At 38.6% G+C, this 24,787-nt stretch carries 20 protein-coding genes; 1 reads left to right on the top strand and 19 read right to left on the bottom strand.

What is annotated here, in order from left to right; genetic code table 11:
* Positions 1 to 481: 481 nt before the first annotated feature.
* From htpG to OFO10_RS04280, 18 genes are all read right to left on the bottom strand, one after another.
* Positions 482 to 2,326 (bottom strand): molecular chaperone HtpG, encoded by a 1,845-nt coding sequence (htpG, locus tag OFO10_RS04365; protein ID WP_270866219.1) that lies wholly within the window; start codon positions 2,324 to 2,326, stop codon positions 482 to 484.
* A gap of 90 nt (positions 2,327 to 2,416) precedes the next feature.
* On the bottom strand, positions 2,417 to 3,499 hold the full coding sequence (murG, locus tag OFO10_RS04360) for an undecaprenyldiphospho-muramoylpentapeptide beta-N-acetylglucosaminyltransferase (protein ID WP_270866218.1): 1,083 nt from the start codon (positions 3,497 to 3,499) through the stop codon (positions 2,417 to 2,419).
* A 2-nt stretch (positions 3,500 to 3,501) separates the two neighbouring features.
* Positions 3,502 to 4,668, bottom strand: a complete 1,167-nt coding sequence (locus OFO10_RS04355; protein ID WP_270866217.1) for an FtsW/RodA/SpoVE family cell cycle protein — start codon at positions 4,666 to 4,668, stop codon at positions 3,502 to 3,504.
* Positions 4,669 to 4,704: 36 nt separating this feature from the next.
* Positions 4,705 to 6,873, bottom strand: a complete 2,169-nt coding sequence (locus OFO10_RS04350) for a DNA translocase FtsK 4TM domain-containing protein (RefSeq protein WP_442867982.1) — start codon at positions 6,871 to 6,873, stop codon at positions 4,705 to 4,707.
* 163 nt (positions 6,874 to 7,036) lie between these two features.
* Positions 7,037 to 8,278 carry a type II secretion system F family protein gene (locus tag OFO10_RS04345; RefSeq protein ID WP_270866216.1) on the bottom strand — a complete coding sequence of 414 codons (1,242 nt, stop codon included), beginning with the start codon at positions 8,276 to 8,278 and terminating at the stop codon, positions 7,037 to 7,039.
* Positions 8,275 to 10,023 (bottom strand): GspE/PulE family protein, encoded by a 1,749-nt coding sequence (locus tag OFO10_RS04340; RefSeq protein WP_270864455.1) that lies wholly within the window; start codon positions 10,021 to 10,023, stop codon positions 8,275 to 8,277. The genes OFO10_RS04345 and OFO10_RS04340 overlap by 4 nt, the downstream gene beginning before the upstream one ends.
* Positions 10,024 to 10,028: 5 nt before the next feature.
* Entirely contained in the window at positions 10,029 to 10,568 is a 540-nt protein-coding gene (locus OFO10_RS04335) for a hypothetical protein (RefSeq protein WP_270858768.1), read from the bottom strand.
* A complete protein-coding gene (locus OFO10_RS04330) occupies positions 10,565 to 11,587 on the bottom strand; it encodes a tetratricopeptide repeat protein (RefSeq protein ID WP_270866215.1) in 1,023 nt (340 codons plus the stop codon). The genes OFO10_RS04335 and OFO10_RS04330 overlap by 4 nt, the downstream gene beginning before the upstream one ends.
* Positions 11,580 to 12,410: an ATP-binding protein gene (locus OFO10_RS04325; RefSeq protein WP_270866214.1), complete on the bottom strand. Its 831-nt coding sequence runs from the start codon at positions 12,408 to 12,410 to the stop codon at positions 11,580 to 11,582. The genes OFO10_RS04330 and OFO10_RS04325 overlap by 8 nt, the downstream gene beginning before the upstream one ends.
* Entirely contained in the window at positions 12,410 to 14,035 is a 1,626-nt protein-coding gene (mshL, locus tag OFO10_RS04320) for a pilus (MSHA type) biogenesis protein MshL (protein WP_270866213.1), read from the bottom strand. The genes OFO10_RS04325 and mshL overlap by 1 nt, the downstream gene beginning before the upstream one ends.
* Positions 14,013 to 14,450 (bottom strand): hypothetical protein, encoded by a 438-nt coding sequence (locus tag OFO10_RS04315; protein ID WP_270866212.1) that lies wholly within the window; start codon positions 14,448 to 14,450, stop codon positions 14,013 to 14,015. The genes mshL and OFO10_RS04315 overlap by 23 nt, the downstream gene beginning before the upstream one ends.
* On the bottom strand, positions 14,447 to 15,103 hold the full coding sequence (locus OFO10_RS04310) for a hypothetical protein (protein ID WP_270866211.1): 657 nt from the start codon (positions 15,101 to 15,103) through the stop codon (positions 14,447 to 14,449). Before OFO10_RS04310 ends, OFO10_RS04315 begins: the two co-directional genes overlap by 4 nt.
* Positions 15,103 to 16,623 (bottom strand): hypothetical protein, encoded by a 1,521-nt coding sequence (locus tag OFO10_RS04305; protein ID WP_270866210.1) that lies wholly within the window; start codon positions 16,621 to 16,623, stop codon positions 15,103 to 15,105. The genes OFO10_RS04310 and OFO10_RS04305 overlap by 1 nt, the downstream gene beginning before the upstream one ends.
* A gap of 63 nt (positions 16,624 to 16,686) precedes the next feature.
* Positions 16,687 to 17,556: a GTPase Era gene (gene era / locus OFO10_RS04300; RefSeq protein ID WP_270858761.1), complete on the bottom strand. Its 870-nt coding sequence runs from the start codon at positions 17,554 to 17,556 to the stop codon at positions 16,687 to 16,689.
* An 18-nt stretch (positions 17,557 to 17,574) separates the two neighbouring features.
* Positions 17,575 to 18,891 (bottom strand): HslU--HslV peptidase ATPase subunit, encoded by a 1,317-nt coding sequence (hslU, locus tag OFO10_RS04295; RefSeq protein WP_270866209.1) that lies wholly within the window; start codon positions 18,889 to 18,891, stop codon positions 17,575 to 17,577.
* Positions 18,892 to 19,437, bottom strand: coding sequence for an ATP-dependent protease subunit HslV (gene hslV, locus OFO10_RS04290; protein WP_270858759.1), 546 nt, complete (start codon positions 19,435 to 19,437; stop codon positions 18,892 to 18,894).
* Positions 19,437 to 19,880, bottom strand: coding sequence for a 50S ribosomal protein L9 (rplI, locus tag OFO10_RS04285; RefSeq protein WP_270864463.1), 444 nt, complete (start codon positions 19,878 to 19,880; stop codon positions 19,437 to 19,439). The genes hslV and rplI overlap by 1 nt, the downstream gene beginning before the upstream one ends.
* Positions 19,881 to 19,898: 18 nt before the next feature.
* Positions 19,899 to 21,116 carry an argininosuccinate synthase gene (locus tag OFO10_RS04280; protein ID WP_270866208.1) on the bottom strand — a complete coding sequence of 406 codons (1,218 nt, stop codon included), beginning with the start codon at positions 21,114 to 21,116 and terminating at the stop codon, positions 19,899 to 19,901.
* A gap of 172 nt (positions 21,117 to 21,288) precedes the next feature.
* Here OFO10_RS04280 and OFO10_RS04275 point away from each other — a divergent pair, with 172 nt between their 5' ends.
* Positions 21,289 to 22,266, top strand: a complete 978-nt coding sequence (locus OFO10_RS04275) for a putative transporter (protein WP_270866207.1) — start codon at positions 21,289 to 21,291, stop codon at positions 22,264 to 22,266.
* Between the two features lie 58 nt (positions 22,267 to 22,324).
* Here the strand turns inward: OFO10_RS04275 and OFO10_RS04270 are convergent, their stop codons facing one another.
* Positions 22,325 to 24,472 (bottom strand): TonB-dependent receptor domain-containing protein, encoded by a 2,148-nt coding sequence (locus tag OFO10_RS04270; RefSeq protein ID WP_270866206.1) that lies wholly within the window; start codon positions 24,470 to 24,472, stop codon positions 22,325 to 22,327.
* Positions 24,473 to 24,787 lie beyond the last annotated feature (315 nt).

Below are 24,787 nucleotides of genomic sequence, written 5' to 3'. Positions count from 1 at the left end.
TTTACTCCACTTTACTCCACTTTACTCCACTTTACTCCACTTTACTCCACTTTACTCCACTTTACTCCACTTTACTCCACTTTACTCCACTTTACTCCACTTTACTCCACTTTACTCCACTTTACTCTACTTTACAAGAAATATCGGACTTCATCGGAGTGTTTCGCTTGTTTTAGAAAATTATAAAAAAGGCTTAATAGTCAAAAATTTGGGCTTAAAGGACATTTTTTTACTCATACTTTTTGTCATTTTTTATAACCCATTGCAAAATAGATTACAAGGGGCATTGTAGCACTTTTCATCCTAAATTTTTGACTATTAAGCCGAAATTTTACACAAATCACCTGCACGCGAGATTTTTACCACCTCGCGCGTAGTATTCCCCTAGCCAAAAGCCACGCTTACAACACAATCAAAATTCCAAGCGAAAAAGCGTGGCTGAATTCCAAGCCACGCGCCACGCTCAATCAAAAATCAAATTTTACAGAGCTTTTGCGACTAGTTCGTTGATATTAGCGATAAAAGCGCCCGGATCATCGACGCTTTGGGTTTCGCCTAGCTTAGCCAAATCAAAAGCCAAACGCGCCACGCTAGCAATCATAGTTTTATTATTTTCTAGCTTTTTAATGATTTCATGCTTTGCGTTGATTTCCAAAATCGGCTTAAACTCAGGCAAATTCGTCTGCCCCATTTGGCGCAAAATTTGCTGTGTGGCGTAGTCTGGATCGCTCTCGTCAAAGACAAGGCAAGAAAGCGAGTTTGTCAGACGAGTGGAGATTTTCACATTTTTTACGCGACCCTCCAAGCACTCTTTAAATTTCGCTGCCACTTCCAGCGCCCACGGGCTTTGCTCTTCGTTTTGCTCGGCGCTTTTTACGCTAGTTACGCTCTTGATTGCTGTGCCATCAAACTCGAAAAGTCCCGGCATAACCACAGCGTCGATCTCATCATCGCAGAGCAAAACCTCCACACCCCTAGCGTTAAAATCCTCCAAAAGTGGCGAGTTTTTCAGCATTTTCGCATCTTTGCCAGTGATGAAATAAATCTCTTTTTGCTCCGCGTTTTGCTCGCTCATACGCGCCTTGTATTCATCTAGGCTGATTAGCCCCTCGCGTAAATTTGACTTAAACAGCGCTAGGTGGCTAATCTCAGCCTTATCAGGGCCGAATCCATACAAGCCCTCTTTTAGCACTTTGCCAAAAAGCGCGTAAAATTTCTCATATTTTTCGCGGTCGTTTTTTAGCATTTTGGCTAATTCGCCTAAAATTTTCTTTACGCTTTGTTCCTTGACATGGGCTAAAATTCGGTTTTCTTGCAGAATTTCACGGCTCACATTTAGTGGCAAATCCTCCACATCTATCACGCCACGCACGAAGCGCAAATACACAGGCAAAAGCTCTTTGGCGTCATCTGTGATAAATACGCGCTTGACATAAAGTTTGACGCCACTTTGATAATCCACGCGGTATAAATCAAACGGCTCATTTGATGGCACATAAAATAGCGTAGTGTATTCATGCACACCCTCTGCTTTGGTATGTATATGAAATAGCGGATCTGCGCTATCGTGGCTGATTTGTTTATAAAAGTCGTCATAATCGCTCTGTTTTAGCGATGATTTTGGCAGTTGCCAAAGCGCGCTAGCCGAGTTTAGCTGCACGACCTTGGTCTCGCTATGACCCTGCGCGCCGTCCTCGCCAGGGATATACTCCTCTTTTTGCCCAAAAATCTGGTATGGGATATGGTTCGAGTATTTTTTGATAATGCCCTCTAATCGCGCTAAATTCGCAAATTCATCGTCTTTTAAATGCAAGATTATATCGGTGCCAAAGCTATCTTTTTCGCAAGCAGAAATCGTATAGTCTTTGGCGTTTGATGACCAGATGAAAGCCTCGTCTTCAAGGGCTTTGCGCGAGATGACATCGATACTATCTGCGACCATAAACGCCGAATAAAACCCCACGCCAAACTGCCCGATTAGGTTGCTATCTTTGGCGGCATCTCCGCTCAAATTCGCCATAAATCCCTTTGTGCCAGATCTCGCAATCGTGCCTAGATTGGTCTCTAACTCGCCCTCGTTCATACCGATACCATTATCTGAAATTTTTAAAATTTTATTCTCGCTATCGAGCGAAATTTCAATGCGTGGCGTGTAGCTTAAAGCCTTGTAAGCCTCATCGGTAAGGCATAGATAATTTAACTTATCAAGCGCGTCTGAGGCGTTAGATACGAGCTCACGAAGGAAAATTTCCTTGTTTGAATACAGCGAGTGGATCATTAAATTTAATAAATCAGTGACCTCTGTTTTGAATTTTTTCTTTGCCATAAAATGTCCTTTGGATTGAATTTTGTTTAAAAATTAGCACATTATAGCACCGAGTGCTAAGTTTTGTCAATATTAAGCCAAATTTTGTTTTTAAATTTGGCTTAGAATATCGTCGATTATGGATTTTGCGCCGTTTTTGGAGCTGAAATTTACTAGCCCCCTACTTGCACTTGGAGCGTCGAAATTTTGGATTAAATCCAAAATTTTATCCTCGCTAGCCTCATTTTGGCGCACGATTTTGCATAAATTTAGATCTTGCAAAAATTTCGCATTGTAGAATTGATGATCTCCTGCTGCGTGCGGAAACGGCACGAAAATCGCAGGAAGTCCGTTTGCCACGAGCTCCCACAGCGTGCTAGCCCCACTTCTGCCTACGCACAAATCAGCCTTTGAGATCAAATCGACCAAATTTTTGCTAAATCCCACAAGCTCGACATTTAAATTCGCGTTTTTGTAAAATTCGCTGTATTTTTCAAACTCTTTTTCGCCACATTGATGAATAATCTCATAGCCCATTTTGGTAAGCCTTGGCGCTAAATTTGAAGCAAGAGTATTGATAAAACTCGCCCCTTGCGAACCGCCTAAGAAAATTATCGTCTTTATCTCGCTTCGAATTCTAGCTTTTTCGAAAAAAATGTCGCTTACTGGATAGTCGAATTTATCGCTTATGCACTGGGTATTATCCTGCGTAAATTTCGTCACACAACCACAAGCTGTGGGAAGCTCGAATTTTTCCCTAGAATATGGGCTGTAAATTTTTTTGCAAAACGGCTCTAAAAGGTCGTTTAACCGCCCTAAAATAGCGTTTTGTTCGTGGATAAAAAGTGGCTTGAAAAAAAACAAAGACGCAAACGAAGCCGGAGCTGAGCTGTATCCGCCCACGCTGATTACGGCTTTTACGCCGTTTTCTTTGAAAATTTTGCGACATTTCAAAGATAGTTTTAAAATATTAATCAAAGAAGCAAATTTGCTAAGACCTTTTTTATTCACCACGCCAGAGCTTTCCAAAAAATACGCCCGCTCGAAAATTTCGCTACCCTCGAACCACGCTCTGTCTTGGCCGTTGGTCGAACCGATAAAAATCACCCCTATTCCGCGATTTTTAAGCTCAGCGCCTAAACTTTTTGCGATACTTAAATGCCCACCTGTGCCGCCACCACTGATTGCTATCATTTTCAGCTCCTTAAATTTGCGCGTTTGCTAATCATAAGTATAAATCCAACCGCCATTGAAGCAGCTATGACATGGCTTCCGCCATAGCTTAAAAACGGCACAGCGATACCCTTCATAGGTATTAACCCAGTAATTCCGTAAGAATTTAGACAAAATGAGAAAAACAGCATAAAAGCAATGCCAAGCCCAAAGAGAAAATATACGCTATTTACGGATTTTGAGGCTATGCGAAAGACCCTAGCAAGCATTGCAGCAAAGAGTAAAACAACGCCAAGAATTCCAAAAAATCCGATTTCCTCGGCAATGCCAGCTAGCACGAAGTCAGTATGCACCTCGCTAAGATAGCCCAGCTTGAAGCTTCCCTGCCCTAGCCCAGCACCCAAAAGCTCGCCGTTGTTTATGGCATTTAGCGAGTGGCCGACTTGGTAAGGCATATTCGCATCATCTACGCGAACCTTAGCGGCTGTTTCTGGGGAGAGAAACGGAGTGATAGTGTCTTGCACGCCAGCCCACCATGAGCGAATTCTCACAATTCTGTGCGGACTAGTGACGACAAAAGTATAACCCAAAATGCCGATTATTCCCACCACTATGCCAACTAGCCTCATGCTAGTTCCGGCGAAAAACGACATACATATCATCGTCGCAGCCAAAACAGCCACTTGTCCAAGATCTTTTTGTCCTATGGCGATAACTATGCCAAAAATCGCGAAAAGAAAGACATACGGAACCCAAATTTTAATCTCTTGCCAAACCGTTTTTTTGGTGTGATTCATCTTGCGCGAGAAACTCCACGCCAAAAAATATATAAAGCCAACTTTGAAAAATTCCACCGGAGCGATACTAATGCCTGCAATTTTTATCCACCTAGCCGCTCCATTTACCTCTGATACGATTGATTTAGGCATGAAGCCCATTGAAATCATCACTAGCCCAGATACCACCCACAAAACCATGCAAAACGGCGTCAAAACCTTATCTGGGTTAAACTGCGAAAGCCCCCACATAAGGAAAATGCTAAACATACCAAATATCCATTGTTTTTTGAAAAAATATAGCGGCTCAGTATCGCTTGCAAGCGTAGTATATGAGGTCAAGGATAGTGAAAATACAATGCCTATGGTGATTAATGCAACCGTGAAATAAAACAGCCACTGATCTGTTCTCAAATTTTACTCCATTTAAATTTCAAAATTTAGCCAAATTTATTTGATGATATCTCTTTGCCCTTTGGCATTGAGTTCGCTTAAAATTCCCATTTGCTCTAACTGCTCGATGATTGTAGCGGCGCGGTTGTAGCCGATTTTAAGACGGCGTTGCAAATAGCTACCAGAAGTTTTACCCTCAGTCAAAACGATATTTTTTGCCTCTTCAAACAGCTCATCAAGGACTAAATTTTGAGGATTAAATAAGCCTTGATTATCTTTTGTATTTTCGTTTTCTATCAAAAATCTCTCGTCATAAACCACACTTTCTTGCTCTTTTAAAAATTCAGTGATTTTATTTATCTCATCTTCTGTGGTAAATGGAGCATGTAGCCTTATAATTCCTGGTGCCCCTGGCAGTTTTGATAGCATATCGCCTCGCCCTAGCAAGCTCTCTGCGCCAATCCCATCTAAAATAACTTTACTATCAATTTTCGAACCCACTCTAAAACTAATTCTACTTGATAAATTTGCTTTAATTACACCAGTTATAACATCTACACTTGGGCGTTGGGTTGCTACAACTAAGTGAATTCCAGCAGCTCTTGCCATTTGCGTTAATCGCATTATATAATGCTCGACTTCCTTACCGCTTGTCATCATCAAATCAGCAAGCTCATCGATAATTACCACAATAAATGGCAAAATTTCACCACCCTCTCTTAACATTTTTTCATTGTAATTATCGATATTTTTCGTGCGATTTTGCGCCATCAATTTATATCGTTGCTCCATTTCACTAACCAAATTTGCAAGTGCAACTATTGCTTGTTTTGGCTGAGTTATTACAGGCGTTAGCAAATGTGGTATATCATTGTAAATGCTAAATTCAAGCATTTTTGGATCAATCATTATAAGACGAAGTGTTTTTGGAGAATTACGATAAAGTAGGCTCAAAAGCATAGCATTAATTCCCACGCTTTTACCACTTCCAGTTGTTCCAGCGATAAGCAAATGTGGCAGTTTCTTTAAATCTGTAACAAAAGGCTGACCGACAATATCCTTGCCAAGCACAATTGTAAGAGGACTAGAAGCGCTTTTGAAAATTTCGCTTTCTAAAATTTCGCGCAAATATATGGTAGAAATGTTTTGATTTGGGATTTCGATTCCTACGACATCTTTGCCAGGAATCGGGGCTTGGATACGGATCGTCTGCGCGCGCAATGCCATAGCCAAATCATCTTGGAGGGTTAGGATTTTGCTAACCTTAATGTGCGCTGCTGGGCGAAACTCAAATGTCGTAACCACGGGACCTGAGTATGTGCGAACAACATCGCCGTCAATTTTAAATTTGCGAAGTTTATCAAGCAGATCGAAGATTTTTTGATCTATCTCACTATCATCAATCATATTTTGTTTTTTGGGTGGATTTTCCAAAAATTCAAGTGGCGGAAGGGCGAAATTTTGCGGTTTGTCTATTTTACCCTTTTCTAGCTCATCAAGAAGTTTTTTGTTTTCGGCAACCTCGCTTAAATGCTCGACTTTTTTTAGCGAAGATGGTTTTTTGGAATTTGATTTTTTAGAATTTGGCTCTAAAATTTCATTTTGCAAATTTGGCTCTTTTTCCAAATTGAAATCTAAATTTTCACCCTCCAAATCATCGCTTTGCTCGGTTAGAAATTTTTCGATTTTGCTCTCTTGTTTTTCGCTAAATTCGGCTCTGTCTTTTTTAAGCGGTTTTGGTTTTAACTCGGTTTGCACCCTTGTGGCTCTTTGGCGGGTTTGTTCGCGCGAAATTTCACTTTTTGCCTCGCTAGTTTGCTCTTTGATAAAAGAATTTTTGATAATATTTGTAAGCTTATCCTCGAAAATCAGCACCAGCGAAAGGACAAAAAGCGTTAGATTAAAAATCCAAATCCCCACGCTTCCCACAAACTGCCTTAGCTGATTTATGACCACGCTACCGATGATTCCGCCACTATCGCCGATAATGCTTGATTGCACAAAAAGCACGGTGAAAAATAGCAAAATCACGCCTATGCAAAATTCAAAAAATCTAAAATTAAATCCCCTGAAATAGCGATACGCGATATAGACAAGCCCTAGTAAAAATAGTGGATAAATATATGAAAAATAACCAAAAAGCCCTAAATTTACCGAGCGAATTGCATTGCCAGCACTGCCGACAAGAGCCGAGTCAGGCGCAATCGTAGCAAATCCAAAAAACAAAATTATAGCCGAGACGATTATAAAATATACTTCTTTTATTATGATAAATCCTTTGAAAATAAAAAGCGCAATTTTAGCAAATTTAAGGTTAAAATTTTATTTGAAAACTAGAATTTTACGAAGTTGTGATAAATCCGCGCCCGATTTGGACGCGGATTTTGTTTTAGCTTTTGACAGCTTTTCCCAAATCCCACATTGGCATAAAGATACCAAGAGCGAGTAGCAATACCATACCAGCCATGAAAAATAGCATAATCGGCTCAACATAGCTAGAAATATTATCGATAATATCGTCAAATTTCTCTTTGTAATAATCAGCAACATTTCCAAGCATTTTATCAAGGTTACCAGCCTGCTCACCAGCACTAATCATCTGAATAAGCATACTCTCGTAAAGTCCAGTATTCTCAAAAGCCTCTGTTAGGCTAACACCTTGTTGAACAGCGATTTTAACGCTTGAAAGTTTTTCTTTTAGCATGTGGTTATCGACCATCAAAACAGCCGTATCAAGGGCGTCTGCGATAGGAATACCAGCGCGAACTAGCTCGGTAAAAATCAGCATAAATCTTGACATTGTAGAGTAGAAAATAATCTTACCAAACAAATAAACCTTTAAAATTCCCCTATCCCAGCCGATTTTAAACTGATCGTTGTTTTTATAAAGCCATTTAAGACCCACGATTGTAACGATGATACCAAGCAAAATATAGCCACCATAATTGCTAAGCGCACTTTCAATTCCTAGCAAAATTTTTGTAGGAAGTGGCAAATCTGCGCCAAGCTCTTCGAAAATTTCGCGGAATTTAGGCACAACATACATCATCAAAATCGTAAATGCTATCGCCATAACAATCATCAAAGTCATCGGATAGCGCATAGCCTTTTTAAATTTTCTTTGATTTTCGTAAAGTTCAGTAAGCATAGAAGCTAGCTTGGCAAGTGATTCAGCCATATTACCTGTGGCCTCACCAAGGCTTACCATTGCCACGACGACATCGCCTAGTTGTGGGCGGAATTTCTCCGCTGATTCAGTAAGGCTAAGACCTGCATTAAGGTCGTCGTTCATCGCGCTAAAAATGCCTTTTAGCGTCTTATCCTCTGTCGCTCTTGCGACCTCTTTAATAGAGTCGTGGATAGAAATACCAGCATTTGTCATAACAGAAAGCTGTCTAATAGCAGCAACTAATGGCAGAGTTTTTACCTTGCCACTACCGCCCATTAAACGACTTACTTGGGTTTTAAAATCGCCTGTGATATTACCCAAATTTTGCGTTTGAGCGCGTCTAGAAATCGAACCGCCTGAGCGTTGTTTCATTAGGTTGTTCGCATTGACCTTGTTATTGACTTTTAGTCGCATTTGCTGGCGTTTTCCACCAGCATTCATATTTACATTTAAATCTTTCATTGTTTAGCCACCCTATAAATTTCTTCTATACTTGTTACTCCACGAGCTGCACGAATAATGCCGTCTTCAAACATATCGATAAAGCCCTCCTCTTTCGCCAAAGCTCTCATATCGTCTTTCGAGCCACCATTTGCAATCAGGCTTTGCATACGATCTGTAATAGGCAAAATTTCACTTATCATCTCACGACCCATATAGCCTGTCTGACCACATTGATCACAACCAACTGCTTTGAAAAATTTATACTGCTCAGGTAAAAATTCTTTTAACTGATCGAGCATAGATTTTGGCACATTTGTAGGTTGTTTGCAGTGCGGACATAGCTTGCGCACAAGGCGTTGAGCCTCGACCGCAATAAGCGCACCACTGATTAAGTAACTCTCAATTCCCATATCTACAATTCTTGGTATCGCACTAACAGCGTCATTTGTGTGTAGTGTAGAAAAGACCAAGTGTCCAGTAAGAGCCGCTTGAATCGCAATTCTAAGCGTTTCTTGGTCACGAATCTCACCGATCATTATAATATCAGGGTCTTGACGCAAAATCGAGCGCAAAGCCGACGCAAATGTAAGGCCTGCTTTTTCATTAACATGGACTTGTTGTATTAAATTTACCTGATACTCAACAGGGTCTTCAACGGTAATGATTTTTGTATCGACACTTTTGACATCGTTTAGTGCCGCATATAGTGTGGTTGATTTACCACTACCGGTTGGTCCAGTAACTAGGATAATGCCATACGGTGCGTGCATTGCATTACTAAATTTTTTAAAACTTTCTGGGTGCATACCAAGCTTTTCAAGGCTAATGATAACCTTAGATTTATCCAAAATACGCATAACGGTAGATTCACCATTGATAATAGGAAGCGTCGAAATACGAAAATCGTATTCGCGCCCAGAAATCGTCATAGAAAAACGGCCGTCTTGTGGCTTTCTACGCTCTGCGATATCCATATTCGAAAGCAGTTTCAAACGGCTCACAAGTGGCGGATAAATGTCTTTATCAAAGATAAAAATTTCTTGCAACATACCGTCAATTCTGGTGCGCACGACGCAGTTATTCTCAGTAGGCTCGATGTGAATATCGCTACCACGCATAATGATTGATTGTTTTACAATCATCTCGATAAGTTGCAAAATCGCAGATGTATCATCGCCTGTGCCACTACCGCCCGTGCTAGCAAGCTCTTTTCTAATAGTAGCGACCAAATCCTTGATACTCTCGGAAAGTTCGAGTTTAGCCATATATTTATTTACTTGATTTGGATCGGCTACAACTATTTTTAGAAGGTGTTTGTTAAAAATAGCTTGAATTCTATCCTGGGCTTCCATATTAAACGGATCAGAAAACGCAACATAGATATTTAAATCGTCCGCCCTTACAGGAATTACGCCAAATTTTTTAAGTTGCGCCATCGGAGCGCGCTCAGATAGTTTAAAATCGATATCAACATCATCTAAATTCATATAGGTTAAATTTTGCTTTTTAGCCAAAACTTGCAAAAATTCTTTTTGATCGATTGAAAATTTCTCACGAACATCTTCGTAATCAATCTGTCTGCGTTTGTAAAGCTCAGCTAAAATCAAGCAAAAATTTTCTTGACTTAAATAGTTGTCGCCGACCAAAACTTCGCCAAGGGTCAAACCAATATCCATTTTCTCCTGAATTTCAGGGACGATAGCTTGGGTTAAGACATTATTTTTTATTAGAATTGAAACAATCTGCTCTTCTATCTTTGTCATATCAATCACCAATAAATTTTAATCGAGCTAAGTTTTTCACCGGCATAGATTGCCACCACCATTTTTTTTACTCCCTCTTCTTCTTTGATAAAAAGCTCGGCTTTTTCGCCGTCATCTAGGGTAAAAACATACGCATCGCCTTTTTTGGTGTATGTTTTCTCTACAAATTTATCAAAAATTTCAGACAAAATATAATTAATCTTCGGCGTTCTGATATACGAAATATCCACGCCGTCGCAAAGCGCTAAATAAAGCATTTTCTTTTGGAAAACTATGGTCGAATACAAAGAGGCATTTTCCCTAGTTTCCTTCGTTTTATACAACATCACCATTGGCACGACTAGCTCATTTACCCTATCCATTTTTAGGCAAGCTTTCGCATAAGTGTTTGCTAGCGCCTCGTTTTGCTCCTCGATAAAGAGATTTCTAACGCTTTCTTGGCAAATTCTATTGTATTGACCGATTTGATCCCAGTTTCGCACATCATCGACATTGACAGCGAAAACAGAGCCCAAAATTAGCGTTAAAAATAAAAATACTCTCATAGCGCACCGCTTTTGATTTGATTTATTAAATTCGCAATTTCGCCATTTTTAGCCTTAGAATTAAATGTTTCTAGCGCGTAAATAGCGTCATCTTTGCGACCTTTTTTATAATTAGCTTTGGCGAAAATTATCCAGCTATTAATATTGTTTTTATCAATCTCGTTTGATGTTAGAGCCCATTTTATCGCATTGTCATAATCTTTTTTATTATAAGCTTCCTCGGCCAATGAAAGCGAATACTCGATTTTATTTGTTGCATAAAATTTACTCTCCAAACTCTGTCGCTCAGAGCTTAAATTTGAAGTGCGAATTTCAAGGCGAGAACTAATCGGAGCCCTATTTACAGGGGCTGGCGCGTTAGAAGCGACATTTTGTTTTGGTGGTAATGGAGCCTTACCAAAATCAATAATCTCGTTTTTCATCGGTTGGTTGAAATTTTGAGCATTTGGGTTAAAATTTGGCACATTGTTAGCCTGATTAAAACCCTGATTAAATCCCCCGTTTGCAAAATTTTGGTTAGCAAAATTTTGGTTATTGGCAGAATTTTCGTATGTGTTTGTAATCTTAAAACCGCCAGAATCCTCGCTAGATAGCACACCCACATCGTTGATATTTAGGCTTGGGCGTTCTACATTTTGCACTCGGTTAGTATCGTTTGCTGGGGCGCTGATATTATAATCTGCGCGCGAAATTTCACTATTTTGCACGGCAACCTCAGTTTGCGGGGCAGTATTTATGGTAGGCTGGACCTGCGGCGCAGGGTTTGGCACGACATCGCTTATAGCAGGTTCATTTTGGATATTTTCGTTTATGCTAGCCATGCTAACTTTGTCGTCGTCATTAAGCAACCAAAAAATCGCACCAATCGCGATAGAAATCAAAGCCAAAAGCCCCAAAATCGTCTTGTCAAATTTAAACACAAAATTTGGCTTGGATTTCAAAAAGGAAAATTGCTTTTTGTTTTTATTGTATTCTTCCCATTTTTTTTCTAATTCATTAACTTCGTAAAATTCAAGCATCGATTATCCCCGTGCCAATGGCTGCCATTTCTATGATTTTATTATTGATTTGAGCAAAACTAATCTCTGTTGGCTTATTTGCCTCGTAATACTCAAACAGCTCATACATTTTATACATTAATTTGTTTATGTTTCTCATATTTCCATCAGTTAAATTTAGGATTAAATCGAAATTGTCATCGCTAAACATAAAATAATATTGCTGAAAACCATGAAAAACTAATTTTTTTTCTATATACAGCTTCACCTCGCCTAAATTTGAGTTTGGAAGCTCTATACTCTCCCAAATTCTGGTTTTAAAATAATCTTTGGCAAGACGATCTTCCTCATCTGTTTTATGCACTGTAAATAAAAATTTAAATAACCTAGAATCCGCCATTAATCTAATTTTTTCAATCAAATTTCCAGGATAAAGTTGAGCTTCATCGAGCAAGATTACGACCTGCTCCACAGCCGCGCCTCCGCCTGTAATCCCAAGTCTCTCACGATAAACTCTCATAAAATTCTCATAGTTATCGATTGGCGCAACTGGGTTAGAGTGGAAAATTTGAGAATAAAGTTCTAAAAAAAACTCTTTTTCATCAAAAAAAGGTTGTGGCATAAAAACTACTTTAACCTTTTTTTCCAAATCGGCTTTTATTTTATTTAGCAAAAAGGTCTTTCCGCAACCTGGTTTGCCATAAAACAAAATCAGTTTGAGCGGTTTTTGTAGGGCATTTAAAATTTTATGATATGCAAGAGTTGATTTATCGAGATTAACGAAGTCTGAGACTTCGTTATCTTCGATAAATATCTCTTTAATAGAGGTATAAGCGTTACTCATTATTTTTCATAGACAGATTTTGAGTAACCAAGCTCTTTTAGCGAGCTAGCCAAAGGAGCGCCTGTATTGTCGATAATATGCGGAGTTACGACGAAAATAAGCTCAGTTGTGCTCAAAACATCAGCTGTGCTTTTGAATAAATTTCCTACAAGAGGAATTTCAGCCAAAATCGGAACTCTTGTGTTATTTTTAGTTTTTGTTTGACCAATCAAACCACCAAGGATTACAGTATCGCCATCATCAACCCAAACTACACTTGAAAGTTTCTTTTGAAGTGTATCAGGAGCGATATTTCTAGGTGTGCTAGTTTTTATATCATCTTCTGCGTATTTAAAGCTACTCAAAGACGGATTGATTCTAAGCATAATTCTATTATCATCTGAAATTTCTGGCAAGATATTTAACAAAATACCGATAAAAATAGAGTATTGTGTTTGATCAGATGTGACAGAGCTACCATCACTTGCCGCAGTTAGAGAAGTAGCACTTTCTAGCAATAAATAGTTGATAGTATCACCAACAGAAATAATCGCTGGTTGGTTATTCATAGTAGTTACCTTAGGGCTAGCTACGACTTTTGTTTTACCCTTGGTCTCCAAGAAGTTAATCATACCATCAATGCTGAAATTTAAATTCGCAGCTATTCCCCAAATACCACTAGCTTGGCTAGCTTTTACTCCCATTTCGCGTCCCCATTCATAACGATTAAAACCACTTGGTTGCCACATAGTTCTATCGTTTCCAGCATCATCTTTATATGTTGTAGGGGTCATAGTCATTCTCTCTGTTTGCATAGGAGTAGCATTTCTATTACCAAAAGTATAGCTTGTAGGAGTATTAGCATCGCCACCTATATATGTGTTGAAGCCGAGTTGGAATTTGCTCCAATCGATACCTGTTGTGTATTCATTATGCAACTCGACAGAAATAATATTTACATCAAGCAAAACCTGTCTGCCAAGGCGTTTTTGCATATTTTTCAAATAGCTATCAACACGAGCAATTTGAGATTTTGTAGCAGTTACGGTAATCAAACCAGCATTTTGATTGACAATAGGAGCTACGGCTACATATTTTTCTGTGCCGTTATTTAAAATACTAGTGATATCATCACTGATTCTTTCCCAAAAATCAAATTTCTCAGTAGATGTAATTTTGTTATCATCTAACTTCTCTTTGTCTTCATCTTCTCCTACTTCAACAGGAGCTGAATCAACAGAGGCTTTTGTAGTAGCAATGCCTTCTCTTACAGAAGTGATATAATCTACCTTAAATGTCTTTGTCTCTAATGCAGAAATTTTAAGAACATTGTTTGAGTAATCATAGCTAAGGTTATTTTCTTTGATTAATAAATCAAAAACCTCTCTTAATGACATATCTTTAATGCTAACACCTTGGAGCTCTTTTGCAAGTTCCTCTTGCGCAATAGCATCTTTTGCAACGACAGAAAATCTACACATATCAGATAATTGTGTTAGCATTTCATTTAGCGTTACAACATCATTAACCTTAATATTCAAAGCCTTTCTATCGCAGTTTGAAGCAGCAGATAAACCTGTGACACCAAGCGATAATGCAAGCATAGCAGCTAAGCTAAGTTTCTTACTTGTATGTAATAGTGACATTTTGATTTCCTTGTTTTAGTTTTAATTCGATTTTATTATCTTCGTTATTAGCGACGATAACGCTATTGCCAGTTATTTGGACAATCTTATATGAACCAATATAATCACCTAGTCCATACCATTTGTCATTTAATTTAACTTTATTGCCCATGATACCAAGCAACTGATAACCTAAACCTTCTGTTTTTTTCACCACAGGCTCAACAGGACCAGTATTAGCCTCTCTCGGATAAAACGGATCTGGCAAAGATGCGATTTGAGAATCGCTAAGACCCACTCTTGGCTTGCTTAGGTTAGCAAACATACCATTATATCTATCTTGAAATGCTCTTACTTCATCAGATAGACCCTTGGGCTCATCTGCTCCAAAAAGCACACTAGACAAAACAAACGAACATAAAATTATCTTTTTCATTTGTAATTCACTCCCCAGATAGACATACCAACCGTGCCACCAATTTTACCTTCCTCGGTGCCATTGATATCCATCTTATTAACATCTACAATCATTTCTGATTGTTCGATTAAATTTACATATCTAACAACATTTTGAAAAGCACCTTCAAATTTAACATCGATATTCAACAATGCTTCTGGTTTGAAGACATTTTCAGCACTTGGCTCTTTTTTAGAACTAGTAATGTTGTAAATTTTAACATTATTATTTTCAGCCAGTGTTGTTAAACTATCCATAAAGGTAGCCCAGTTTTTCTCATTGTATGTTAGCTTTGAAATCTCTGTCAATTTTACATCTAAATAGTTGATTTTATTAACAGCATTTTCCAAATTTGTCTCTTCGAGTTTTAAAGTAGCTCTTTCTTGTGCAACTTTGCCAGCAGGGTTACTGTTAAAGTCAGTATCATACTCTCTTTGAGAATCTTCTAGTTTTTGGGCAGCACTAGCTAAATTACTCTCACTCTCTTCCAAATATGGCACAGAGTATGTGCTCAACGCAAAGTAAGCGATAACCGCTGCCAAAGCCAAGCCCATATATAAATATGTATTGGCGCTATTTCCTTTGGCTGCAAACCATTCATCAATTTGATCTAATGAACCTTTTTTTCTCATTAGCGCACCTCCACACTTATATTACTATCATAGACGACACTATCATCTTCGCCTTGCAAGACGATTGTTTCAGTATATACGCCATATTTTGCTTTTTGGCTTATATCTTCTAACAACTCTGTCATTTGCTTGTCATTTTTAGTATGAACTTCTACGGTGATATTTCTATCATCGTTGCCAATTCTTACCAATTTTCCTCTGTTTTTAACAATCATATTAGTAAGGTCAAATACAGACATGCCCTTCATAGCATACTCATTTTTCTTACTAAAAATTTCGTTAATCAAACTACTGCGATCGCCTAAATCTTTATTTCTTACGCCAAATTCCTCTTTGACTTTGGCAGTTTTTTCTTTTGCTTCTTTGACTTGCTCTCTTGCAGGGACAAGCTCTGATTCTAATCCTTGATATTCTGTAGTTTTCTCATCGGCTATCATATTGTTGTAATAACCATAGCCAAATTGATACGCAGGGTAAGCAGCACCAAGCAATAAACCACCTAAAATATAGCCAATCAATTTACCGCTATATCTTTGGTTTAATGGTGGTGGGCGCATAAATGGTGAGTAGTTGTGATCATCATCTGGCTCAGCCAAGTATTGTTGTCCGGCTAAAAACATCAAAGTATCTAGTTGAGTAAGCGGATAATCTTTCGCATTAATCGCTACGCTAAAATTGAAATCTTTGTAGTCGATTTTTAGATTGTTTTCTACAAAAACCTCGATAGCAGGGATTTTGCCGATATCTGTGCCGATATAAATACTTTGAATATTTATATTATAGACCTTAGATATACCGTTCAAAACATCGTTGATATAGTAAAACATATCATCGAAAATTTGAATCATATAATCTCTCTCAGCTGGATTTTCTAAATTTATACCTTGTGTTGCAAGTAATTTAAAGAATTCAGCCTCTTCCATTCTATTTCCGACCAATTCAGAAAATTTGTCGTGCAAGAATTTGAGATTATATCTAAGTTGTCTTGATTGAAAATATTCACCATTTTGATAGACGACCAAAAACGCGTCATCTCTTTGCAGATAAACAAAACAATCAATTCCGTCTCTTGTCAAAATTCCACGAGCATAGAGATTTTCGTAAAGAAACGGTGCCATAGCGACATAATCGATGTAATTTGTGCGAGCTGCGATAGCATCAAATTCAGCAGTTAATTTTGTGTTATCGACGACGAATACATTAAATACTCTATCATCGCTGTTAGCACCGATAACTTCGCTATATGTAATTTTATAATCCAGAGCAGTGTCAAGACCTAGCTCCTCATAAACCTTAACGACGATAGTGTCTAACAAATCGTCATCCGCGACAGTCTTGCTTATTTCGACTGTTGTTGTCATTACATCCTTATAAGGCACATAAGAAATGTAAGTCTCTTTCGCACGATTTGATTTAGAAAAATCGTGTTCAAAAACTTCATTTTCACTTAGACCGAATATGGTTTGCGTGACTTTGTTGATTGCAACAACCGAAGTAGCATTTTTACTATTTCTTGCCATAACACTCCACTTCTTTAAATGAAATTAAATATCTACGAATAATAATAAAAATAAAATGAAATGTCAATAGATAAAGTGCCTTTTTACGCCATTTTCATCATTTTTCCACCCTTTTTTTACCAAAACTATTAACTTTAAGTAAATTTTAATGTTTTTAAAGGCGGAAATTATTTTTTTTCCCCTAATTCCTATTCTCTTAATTGTTTCACCATTTTTGCCAATTAAAATTTCTTTATGAGAGTTTGTGTCGGTAATAATCTGGGCATAAATTGAGATTAAATTTGGCTTTTCTATCACCTTTTCAATTAAAACATCGCTCGAATACGGCACCTCGCTATTAGTATTTTCAAAAATAGATTGCAGGATAAATTCGCGGTAAATGTCTTTTTCGTTTGTAGTGCTTAAAATTTCAGGATCGTAAAAATACTCGTGCTCGGGCAGAAATTTGCAAATTTCGTCCAAAATTTGGCGTTTGTAGATATTTTTTTTGATACTAACTGGAATTATGGCTTCAAATTTATCTTGAAATTTTTGATATTCGAGCAGTTTTTTAACGATTTTTTCATCATTTACTTCATCGATTTTAGTCAAAATCACGATATGTTTGGCAGTGGGATTTAGCTCGACAAATTTCGCGTAGTTTTCCACGCTATCATGCACAGGCGCTAAAAACAGCGTCAAATCGCCGTCCCCAATGGCTTTGAGCGCCACTTCGACCATAAGCTTATTCATCAGCTTCTCGCTCTCGTGAAGTCCTGGGGTATCAACAAAGATGATTTGATCATCTCCATGCATAACTATGCCGTTGATTTTACGGCGTGTGGCGTTGATTTTGTGCGAGACAAGCGAAATTTGCTCACCCAAAAGATAGTTTAAAAACGAGCTTTTTCCAGCGTTCGTGCGTCCGATAAGTGTAACAAATCCGCTTTTCATCGAAATTTCCCGCAAAATTTAAAGAATATATTTTGCTAAATCGTCGTTACTTACGATTACGCCTAGCTTTTCGCTGACTAAATTTTCATCAATCACGACCTTTTTTCCACTATGCTCATCGGCCTCGAAGCTGATGTCTTCTAGCACCTTTTCCATTATGGTATGAAGCCGCCTAGCACCGATGTCTTCGACCTGTGCGTTTGCCTGAGCGGCGTATTTGGCGAGTGCTTTTATGCCACTTTCGCTAAATTCTAACTCCACGCCCTCGGTTGCTAAAAGCGCGCAGTATTGTTTAAGAAGCGAATTTTTTGGCTTGGTTAAAATTTCGTAAAGCGCGTTTTCATCTAAGCTTTCAAGCTCCACGCGAAGCGGAAATCTGCCTTGAAGCTCTGGGATCAAATCGCTTGGTTTGCTTATGTGAAACGCCCCAGCAGCGATAAACAAAATGTGATCGGTGTCTAAATTGCCAAATTTCGTACTCACGCTCGAACCCTCCACAATCGGAAGCAAATCGCGCTGAACGCCCTCTTTGCTCGGATCTTGGCGCGAGCCGTTAGAGCTAACGGCTACCTTATCAATCTCATCGATAAAGATAATGCCCTCTTCCCTAGCCCGTCTCATCGCCTCTGCCTTGACGCTTTCCATATCCAAAATTTTCTCGCTAGCTTCGTTTTTAAGGGCGACTTTGGCGTCTTTGATTTTGAGCTCTTTTTTTGTTTTTTTTGTCGCTATGCCGATGACTTTAATGAAATTTTCTTGCATATTTGCCATTTCTGGCGGTAAATTTGAGTTTGATTCTAGGGTATTTTCGCTAATTTCGATTTCGATTAATTTCTCGTCCAAACTCCCGCTAAGTAGCTTTTCACGCATTTTTTCGTAGCTTTTGGCATACTCTGCGTTTTTCTCTTCGCTAGCCCCGCGAGGCAATGGCGGCATAAGCTTTTCTAAAATTTTTTGCTCGATATACTCGTCGATTTTGTCTTTGTTTTTTTCAAATTCTTCATTTCTGACTAAATTTACAGCCGCAGCAGCCAAATCTCGTACCATAGACTCCACATCTCGCCCTACAAAGCCCACTTCTGTGTATTTGCTAGCCTCCACTTTGATAAATGGCAAACCAAACATTTTTGATAATCTTCGCGCGATTTCTGTTTTTCCCACGCCGGTAGAGCCTATCATAAGGATATTTTTTGGAGTAACTTCGCCCCTCATATCATCGCTTAGCCTCATACGGCGATAGCGATTGCGAAGTGCGACTGCTATCGTGCGTTTAGCGTCCTTTTGTCCGATTACATAATCATCTAAATTTTTAACAATTTCCTTTGGTGTCATCATCTATTTATCGTCCCAGATTGCGTAAGTTTTAATGTTTTCGTTTGTGTAAATGCAAATTTCACCAGCTATTTTTAGGCTCTCTTTTACCAAATCCTCTTCGCTTAAAATTCCAAACCTATCCAATGCCCTAGCTGCGCTTAGTGCGTAGTTTCCGCCACTTCCAATGGCCGCTAGGCGACCGTCGTCTGGCTCGACGACATCGCCCGTGCCACTTAGCAAAAATATATTTTTTCTATCCACTACAAGCATCATGGCTTCGAGTTTGCGCAGATATTTATCCTTGCGCCACTCTTTGCTAAATTCCACCACAGCTTTCAAAAGTTCGCCCTTTGCGTTATCAAGGCATTTTTCAAACATATCAAAAAGATTAAACGCATCAGCCGTGCTTCCTGCAAATCCAGCTAGCACGCTTCCGTCTTTGCCTATTTTGCGAATTTTAGTCGCATTGCCTTTGAGGACAGTATTACCAAATGTAACTTGCCCGTCTCCGCCGATAACTGAGCCACTTTTGCCTTTGTAAGCTAAAATCGTAGTTGCTTCAAACATTACTCTGCTACCACTTCTATTTCAAATTTCGCCACAATGCCGTGTTTAAATTTCGCCGAAACATCGTAAATTCCGACACTTTTTATATTTTCGACTTCCAAGACTTTTTTATCTATGTCGAAATTCTTTTGCTCTTTTAGCGCAGTTGCGATCTCTTCTTTTGTAACTGAGCCAAAAAGTGCGCCATTTGCACCTGCTTGTTTTGCGATTTTTAATCGGACATTTTTTAACGCCTCTTTAAGCTCGGTAGTTTTGTCGATTTCCTCTTTTTCTAGCTCGGCTTCTTTGCGTTTGCCAGCCTCGTATTTACGCAAAACCTCGTTAGTCGCAGCTAGCGCAAAGCCCTTTCCTATCAAAAAATTATTTCCATATCCGTCTTTTACTTCTTTGATTTCACCGGCTTTTCCTAGCCCTTTGACATCTTTTATAAGTAAAACTTTCATTAAATTTCCTTTTAAATTTTAAAATTTTCGACCGCTTTTTCCTGCGATGATAAATCTAAGCGCATTTAGCTTGATAAAGCCGTCTGCGTCTTTTTGGTTAAATACAGCGTCTTCTTCAAATGTGCTAAATTCGACATTAAACAAGCTATCTTTGCTCTCTCTACCTCTTACAATCACATTTCCTTTGTATAGCTCTATGCGAACCGTGCCATTTACGCACTCTTGTGATTTATCAATTAGGCTTTGAAGCATGATTCGCTCTGGGCTAAACCAAAAGCCATTGTAGATTAGCTCAGCGTATTTTGGCATAAGCTCGTCTTTTAGGTGCGCTGCGCCACGATCTAGCGTGAGGCTCTCTATCGCGCGGTGAGCTTTGAGAAGGATTGTGCCGCCTGGGGTTTCGTAGCAACCTCTACTTTTCATACCGACATAGCGATTTTCGACTAAATCAAGTCTGCCGATACCGTGTTTAGCGCCGAGATTGTTTAATTCGTGTAAAATTTCATGCGCTTTTAGTTTTTTGCCATTTAGTGCGATTGGATCGCCGTTAGCATACTCGATTTCGATGATTTCACTCTCATCTGGGGCGTTTTTTGGATCTGTTGTCCATCTCCACATATCATCTTCTGGGGCGTGATTTGGATCTTCTAGCACCAAGCCCTCATAAGAGATGTGAAGTAAATTTGCGTCCATTGAATATGGTGATTTGCCCGGTTTTTTGGTGATATCAATACCATGCTTTTGCGCATAGGCTAGCAGCTTTTCGCGGCTGTTTAAATCCCACTCGCGCCATGGAGCGATGACCTTTATATCAGGTTTTAGCGCGTATGCACCAAGCTCGAAGCGAACTTGATCGTTTCCTTTGCCAGTAGCGCCGTGGCTTACAGCGTCTGCGCCTGTTTTTTGCGCGATTTCGACCATTTTTTTCGCAATTAGCGGTCTAGCGATACTTGTGCCTAGCAAATACTCGCCCTCATAGACCGCATTTGCGCGAAACATAGGGAAAACATAATCTTTTACAAACTCTTCTCTTAAATCTTCGATAAAAATATTTTCTGGTTTAATGCCTAGTTTTAGGGCTTTGTCTTTGATTGGGGCTAGGTCTTCGTTTTGACCGATATCAGCGGTGAAAGTTACCACTTCGCAGCCATAATTATCACCAAGCCATTTTAAAATAATACTCGTATCAAGTCCGCCAGAATACGCTAGAACTACCTTTTTTACGCTTTTTTGCATAACCACTCCTTTGATTTGAAAATAACGGCAAGGATTTTAGCTAAATTTTGGTTTAAAAGTTCTGAAATTTGCGAAATTTGGGAAATTTGCGAAATTTTAAGGCGTTAAAATAAAAATTAATATCAAATTTGCTAAAATTGATTTTGAAATAAACTTTCAATAAAGGTAGATAATGTTTTCATCATTTTTCAAAAGCAAAAAATGGCGAATTTTGGCGTGGGGCGGTATGTTTTGCATACTAGGTATAAATTTGTTTCAAACCATTTTAAATGTCAAATTTAACGAGTGGTATCGGACATTTTATGATATGGGTGGCGAGATAGACAAGCACACAATCGATGAATTTTACCAGCAAATTTTGCTTTTTATCTGGATTGCTGTTTGGTTCGTGCTATCGGTGGTTGCTGAGCGATATATCACGCGTGTATGGGTGCTAAAATGGCGTGAGGCGATGACATTTGCGTATATCGGCTTTTGGCGCAAGGTAGAGCGCGATATCGAGGGTAGCTCACAGCGTATCCAAGAGGATATTTATCGTTTCACCAAAACGCTCGAAGATGTCGGCATGCGTATCGTGTATGCCTTTATGACGCTCTTTGCCTTCATACCGATTTTGTGGAATTTAAGCTCAGGGGTCAAAGTACCAATACTCGAAAATATCCCAGGCGGGCTTGTTTGGATTGCGCTAATCGTTAGTATCGGAGGGCTTGGGGTTTCGTGGTTTGTGGGCAGGTATTTGCCACGCCTAGAATACAACAACCAAAAGGTCGAAGCAGCATTTCGAAAAGAGCTAGTATTCGCCGAAGAAGACAAGCAAAACTACGGCAGCGAAGAGAAAATTTACTCGCTTTTTGACAAGCTTAAATTTAACTACCACAAGCTGTTTTTGCACTATTTGTATTTCGATGCGTGGCTAAATACATACTCACAAATCCTAGTCATGGTGCCTTACCTCATCATGGGTCCGGGACTTTTTACCAAGGCAATCACGCTTGGCGTGCTGATCCAAACGGCAAACGCGTTTAATAAAGTGCGCGTGAGTTTTAGCGTATTTACGAATAACTGGACGACAATCACAGAGCTTCGCTCAATCCACATGAGACTTAAAGAATTTGAGGAAAATATCGGGTATAAGCCAAATTTAGAGTAAAAAATAGCGAATTTGGGTGAAATTTACCCAAATTCGCAAAAGGAGTTCAATGAAAATTTTAAAATTTAACTTCTAAATCTACCCAGAAATTTCGCCCACGACCGACTTGCGAGCTAGCCTTATATGTATCTGCGCGAATATATTGCTTATCTGTTATATTATTCACACCAAAATTTATCGTAGCTCCATCTAAGAAAGGTAAATATTCGTTTTTGCTAACTTTATAGCTTCCTTGAAAATCAACAGTCGTAAATGGTTTATCTACATACGGATAACGAGTGCCATAATACTCAGGATAGTAATACTGTGGTTGAGTTTTAGGTTTTAACCAATGGCTAACTTTCACACCCAAATTTAAATTCTTCATAGGTGAATAATCGACTTTTCCGATAAATCTATCAGCTGTTTTTCTGATAGGCTCTTTTGTTTGTGCATCATAAATTTTTAATTTCTCGTAACTGGCACCAAAACTAAAATCGCCAATATCATATTTAGTTGAAATTTCATAGCCTTTTCGTTTTACTTTACCGATATTTTGGTATTGACCGTATTTTTGCAGATTGGTAGGATCTGATTGATCGTTCATAGCATTTGGTGGCGGAATTCCCAAATCTCCCCTATCAACAAATTCTATAAAATTACTAATCTCTCCGTTGAAATGGATAAATTTAAAGTTAAAATGATCGTCATCGCTTAACAATGCTTGATCTTCGTAGCTAAAACCGATTTCATATTCTTTCGCAATCTCGGGTTCTAGCCCATCGGCTGGAACATACCAATAAGGTCTATTTACCGGACCTGCCATACCGGCTTCGTGTGGCGTAGGAGCCCTAAAACTCTCGCTATAACCAGCAAGCAAAGTTAGCTTATCGAAAATGGTATAACCAAGCGCAACCCTTGGCGAAAATCTGCTATCTGAAAATTTATCACCATACTCTCGCTTAACCTCTCGTTCAAATTTATCATATCTACCGCCTAGCGTAAGCTCAAAATCACCCACAGAAATAATATCTTGAAGATAAATTCCTAGATCTTTCCATTTATTTGGGTGTGATGCAAACATACTCATTGATTGATCTATACCATTTCTGACATAGCTAACACCCTCTTCTCTTTGTTGATAATCAAAACCCACAACTAGATTATGATTTAAAAATCCCGTATCAAATTCTGCGTTATTTTTTAAATTAATTCCCCAACGCTCATCTTCGTTTTTATATCTCAAATCTGTTCCAGAAATATAAAATCTGTCATATTTAGCATCTGTTTTATAAGCCTTAAATGATAAATTTACAAATGGATTTGCAGGAGTGTAAAAATAATCAAACACATAATCTCGTTGCGTCAAATCAGCACTTAGGGTTAGCTCATCTGGGTTTTGCCTCATAGGTTGCCATGCAGTCATCAAATCGCCGTTATAATCAAAAATGCTAAATTGCGCTCTGTGGCTATCGTAAAAATCAAAGCCTAACTTGAAAAACAAAGTCCTTATATCTTCATCAGCATTTGTTTTTGTGGTAGGGGTTTGTGAATAATGAGAACCGCCATCGGCCCATTTGATATTGCCATAGCCAGCTTGTTTGCCGTAAATCAAAATATCTATCGGGACATCATTTGGATCGGCATACACAGTAGCTCTACCGCTTTTCATATTGTTTGACTCTGATCTAAAACCAAGCATTGCACCAAATTCTTTGCCTTCGCTTAAATAATCCCTAGCATCTTTTGTAGTCATATCTACGATACCGCCTATCGCACCAGATCCATGCAAAATAGAACTAGCACCCTTGGTAACTTCCACGGTTTTTAAAATATCATTATCTACTCTAAGGCTGGAAGTTTGATTTGAAAACAAAGTAGCGTCCCGCTTTACGCCATCTTGCTTAAATATAAGCCTATCGCCGTCTCCCCAAGTCGAAAAGCCACGAATAGAAAATTCTTGTGCCGTAGGTCGAAGCAAGCCCTCTCCCACACTTACGCCAGGAATATCACCTATTACATCAATGACATTTGATTTTTGTTTCAGCTCTTTTTCGCCAACTACGCCAACCGAACCTGCGTATTTTAAGTTATCGACCTCCGTCAAGGTCGCACTAACGATAATCTCGTCGAATTCAACCGCATTATGCTTGGGAGTTGTTGCGTTGTTTTCGACACCAAAAAGCACACCAGCCACAACGATAGAAAGATAAAAGCTCTTTTTCATGTGAAATTTCCTTTCGTTAAATTTACATTTAAAAATCGTGGCAAAATTATATTCATTATCAACTTAAAATATATTGAAAATTTTTATCAATAAAATGTAATAGCGATTATACTTCGTTTTTATCGAAGTTTTTATAAAATTTTAAGGAAAATTTATTAAAAAATTTTGTGAGAATTTATTGTTTTATTTTCGTTTAAAATTTATAAATTTATGAATTTTATGCATTTTAACAAAATTGATAAAAACAAATTTATAGTAGTAAAATTTTTGATTAATTATAAAATTTTAAATTCGCCTAAATTTCCAAATTTTAAG

It is taken from the genome of Campylobacter sp. VBCF_06 NA8 (assembly GCF_027737825.1).
Taxonomy (GTDB): domain Bacteria; phylum Campylobacterota; class Campylobacteria; order Campylobacterales; family Campylobacteraceae; genus Campylobacter_B.
The sequence above is the reverse complement of the archived record's forward strand: the minus strand, read 5'-3'. Positions and strand labels throughout refer to the sequence as shown.

What these genes read in the sequence shown, in the direction of transcription:
- htpG (WP_270866219.1), bottom strand. Translation starts at nt 2,326, where the DNA reads ATGGCAAAGAAAAAATTCAAAACAGAGGTCACTGATTTATTAAATTTA.
- murG (WP_270866218.1), bottom strand. Translation starts at nt 3,499, where the DNA reads ATGATAGCAATCAGTGGTGGCGGCACAGGTGGGCATTTAAGTATCGCA.
- OFO10_RS04345 (WP_270866216.1), bottom strand. Translation starts at nt 8,278, where the DNA reads ATGAAAGATTTAAATGTAAATATGAATGCTGGTGGAAAACGCCAGCAA.
- OFO10_RS04340 (WP_270864455.1), bottom strand. Translation starts at nt 10,023, where the DNA reads ATGACAAAGATAGAAGAGCAGATTGTTTCAATTCTAATAAAAAATAAT.
- OFO10_RS04335 (WP_270858768.1), bottom strand. Translation starts at nt 10,568, where the DNA reads ATGAGAGTATTTTTATTTTTAACGCTAATTTTGGGCTCTGTTTTCGCT.
- OFO10_RS04330 (WP_270866215.1), bottom strand. Translation starts at nt 11,587, where the DNA reads ATGCTTGAATTTTACGAAGTTAATGAATTAGAAAAAAAATGGGAAGAA.
- OFO10_RS04325 (WP_270866214.1), bottom strand. Translation starts at nt 12,410, where the DNA reads ATGAGTAACGCTTATACCTCTATTAAAGAGATATTTATCGAAGATAAC.
- mshL (WP_270866213.1), bottom strand. Translation starts at nt 14,035, where the DNA reads ATGTCACTATTACATACAAGTAAGAAACTTAGCTTAGCTGCTATGCTT.
- OFO10_RS04315 (WP_270866212.1), bottom strand. Translation starts at nt 14,450, where the DNA reads ATGAAAAAGATAATTTTATGTTCGTTTGTTTTGTCTAGTGTGCTTTTT.
- OFO10_RS04310 (WP_270866211.1), bottom strand. Translation starts at nt 15,103, where the DNA reads ATGAGAAAAAAAGGTTCATTAGATCAAATTGATGAATGGTTTGCAGCC.
- OFO10_RS04305 (WP_270866210.1), bottom strand. Translation starts at nt 16,623, where the DNA reads ATGGCAAGAAATAGTAAAAATGCTACTTCGGTTGTTGCAATCAACAAA.
- era (WP_270858761.1), bottom strand. Translation starts at nt 17,556, where the DNA reads ATGAAAAGCGGATTTGTTACACTTATCGGACGCACGAACGCTGGAAAA.
- hslU (WP_270866209.1), bottom strand. Translation starts at nt 18,891, where the DNA reads ATGATGACACCAAAGGAAATTGTTAAAAATTTAGATGATTATGTAATC.
- hslV (WP_270858759.1), bottom strand. Translation starts at nt 19,437, where the DNA reads ATGTTTGAAGCAACTACGATTTTAGCTTACAAAGGCAAAAGTGGCTCA.
- rplI (WP_270864463.1), bottom strand. Translation starts at nt 19,880, where the DNA reads ATGAAAGTTTTACTTATAAAAGATGTCAAAGGGCTAGGAAAAGCCGGT.
- OFO10_RS04280 (WP_270866208.1), bottom strand. Translation starts at nt 21,116, where the DNA reads ATGCAAAAAAGCGTAAAAAAGGTAGTTCTAGCGTATTCTGGCGGACTT.
- OFO10_RS04275 (WP_270866207.1), top strand. Translation starts at nt 21,289, where the DNA reads ATGTTTTCATCATTTTTCAAAAGCAAAAAATGGCGAATTTTGGCGTGG.
- OFO10_RS04270 (WP_270866206.1), bottom strand. Translation starts at nt 24,472, where the DNA reads ATGAAAAAGAGCTTTTATCTTTCTATCGTTGTGGCTGGTGTGCTTTTT.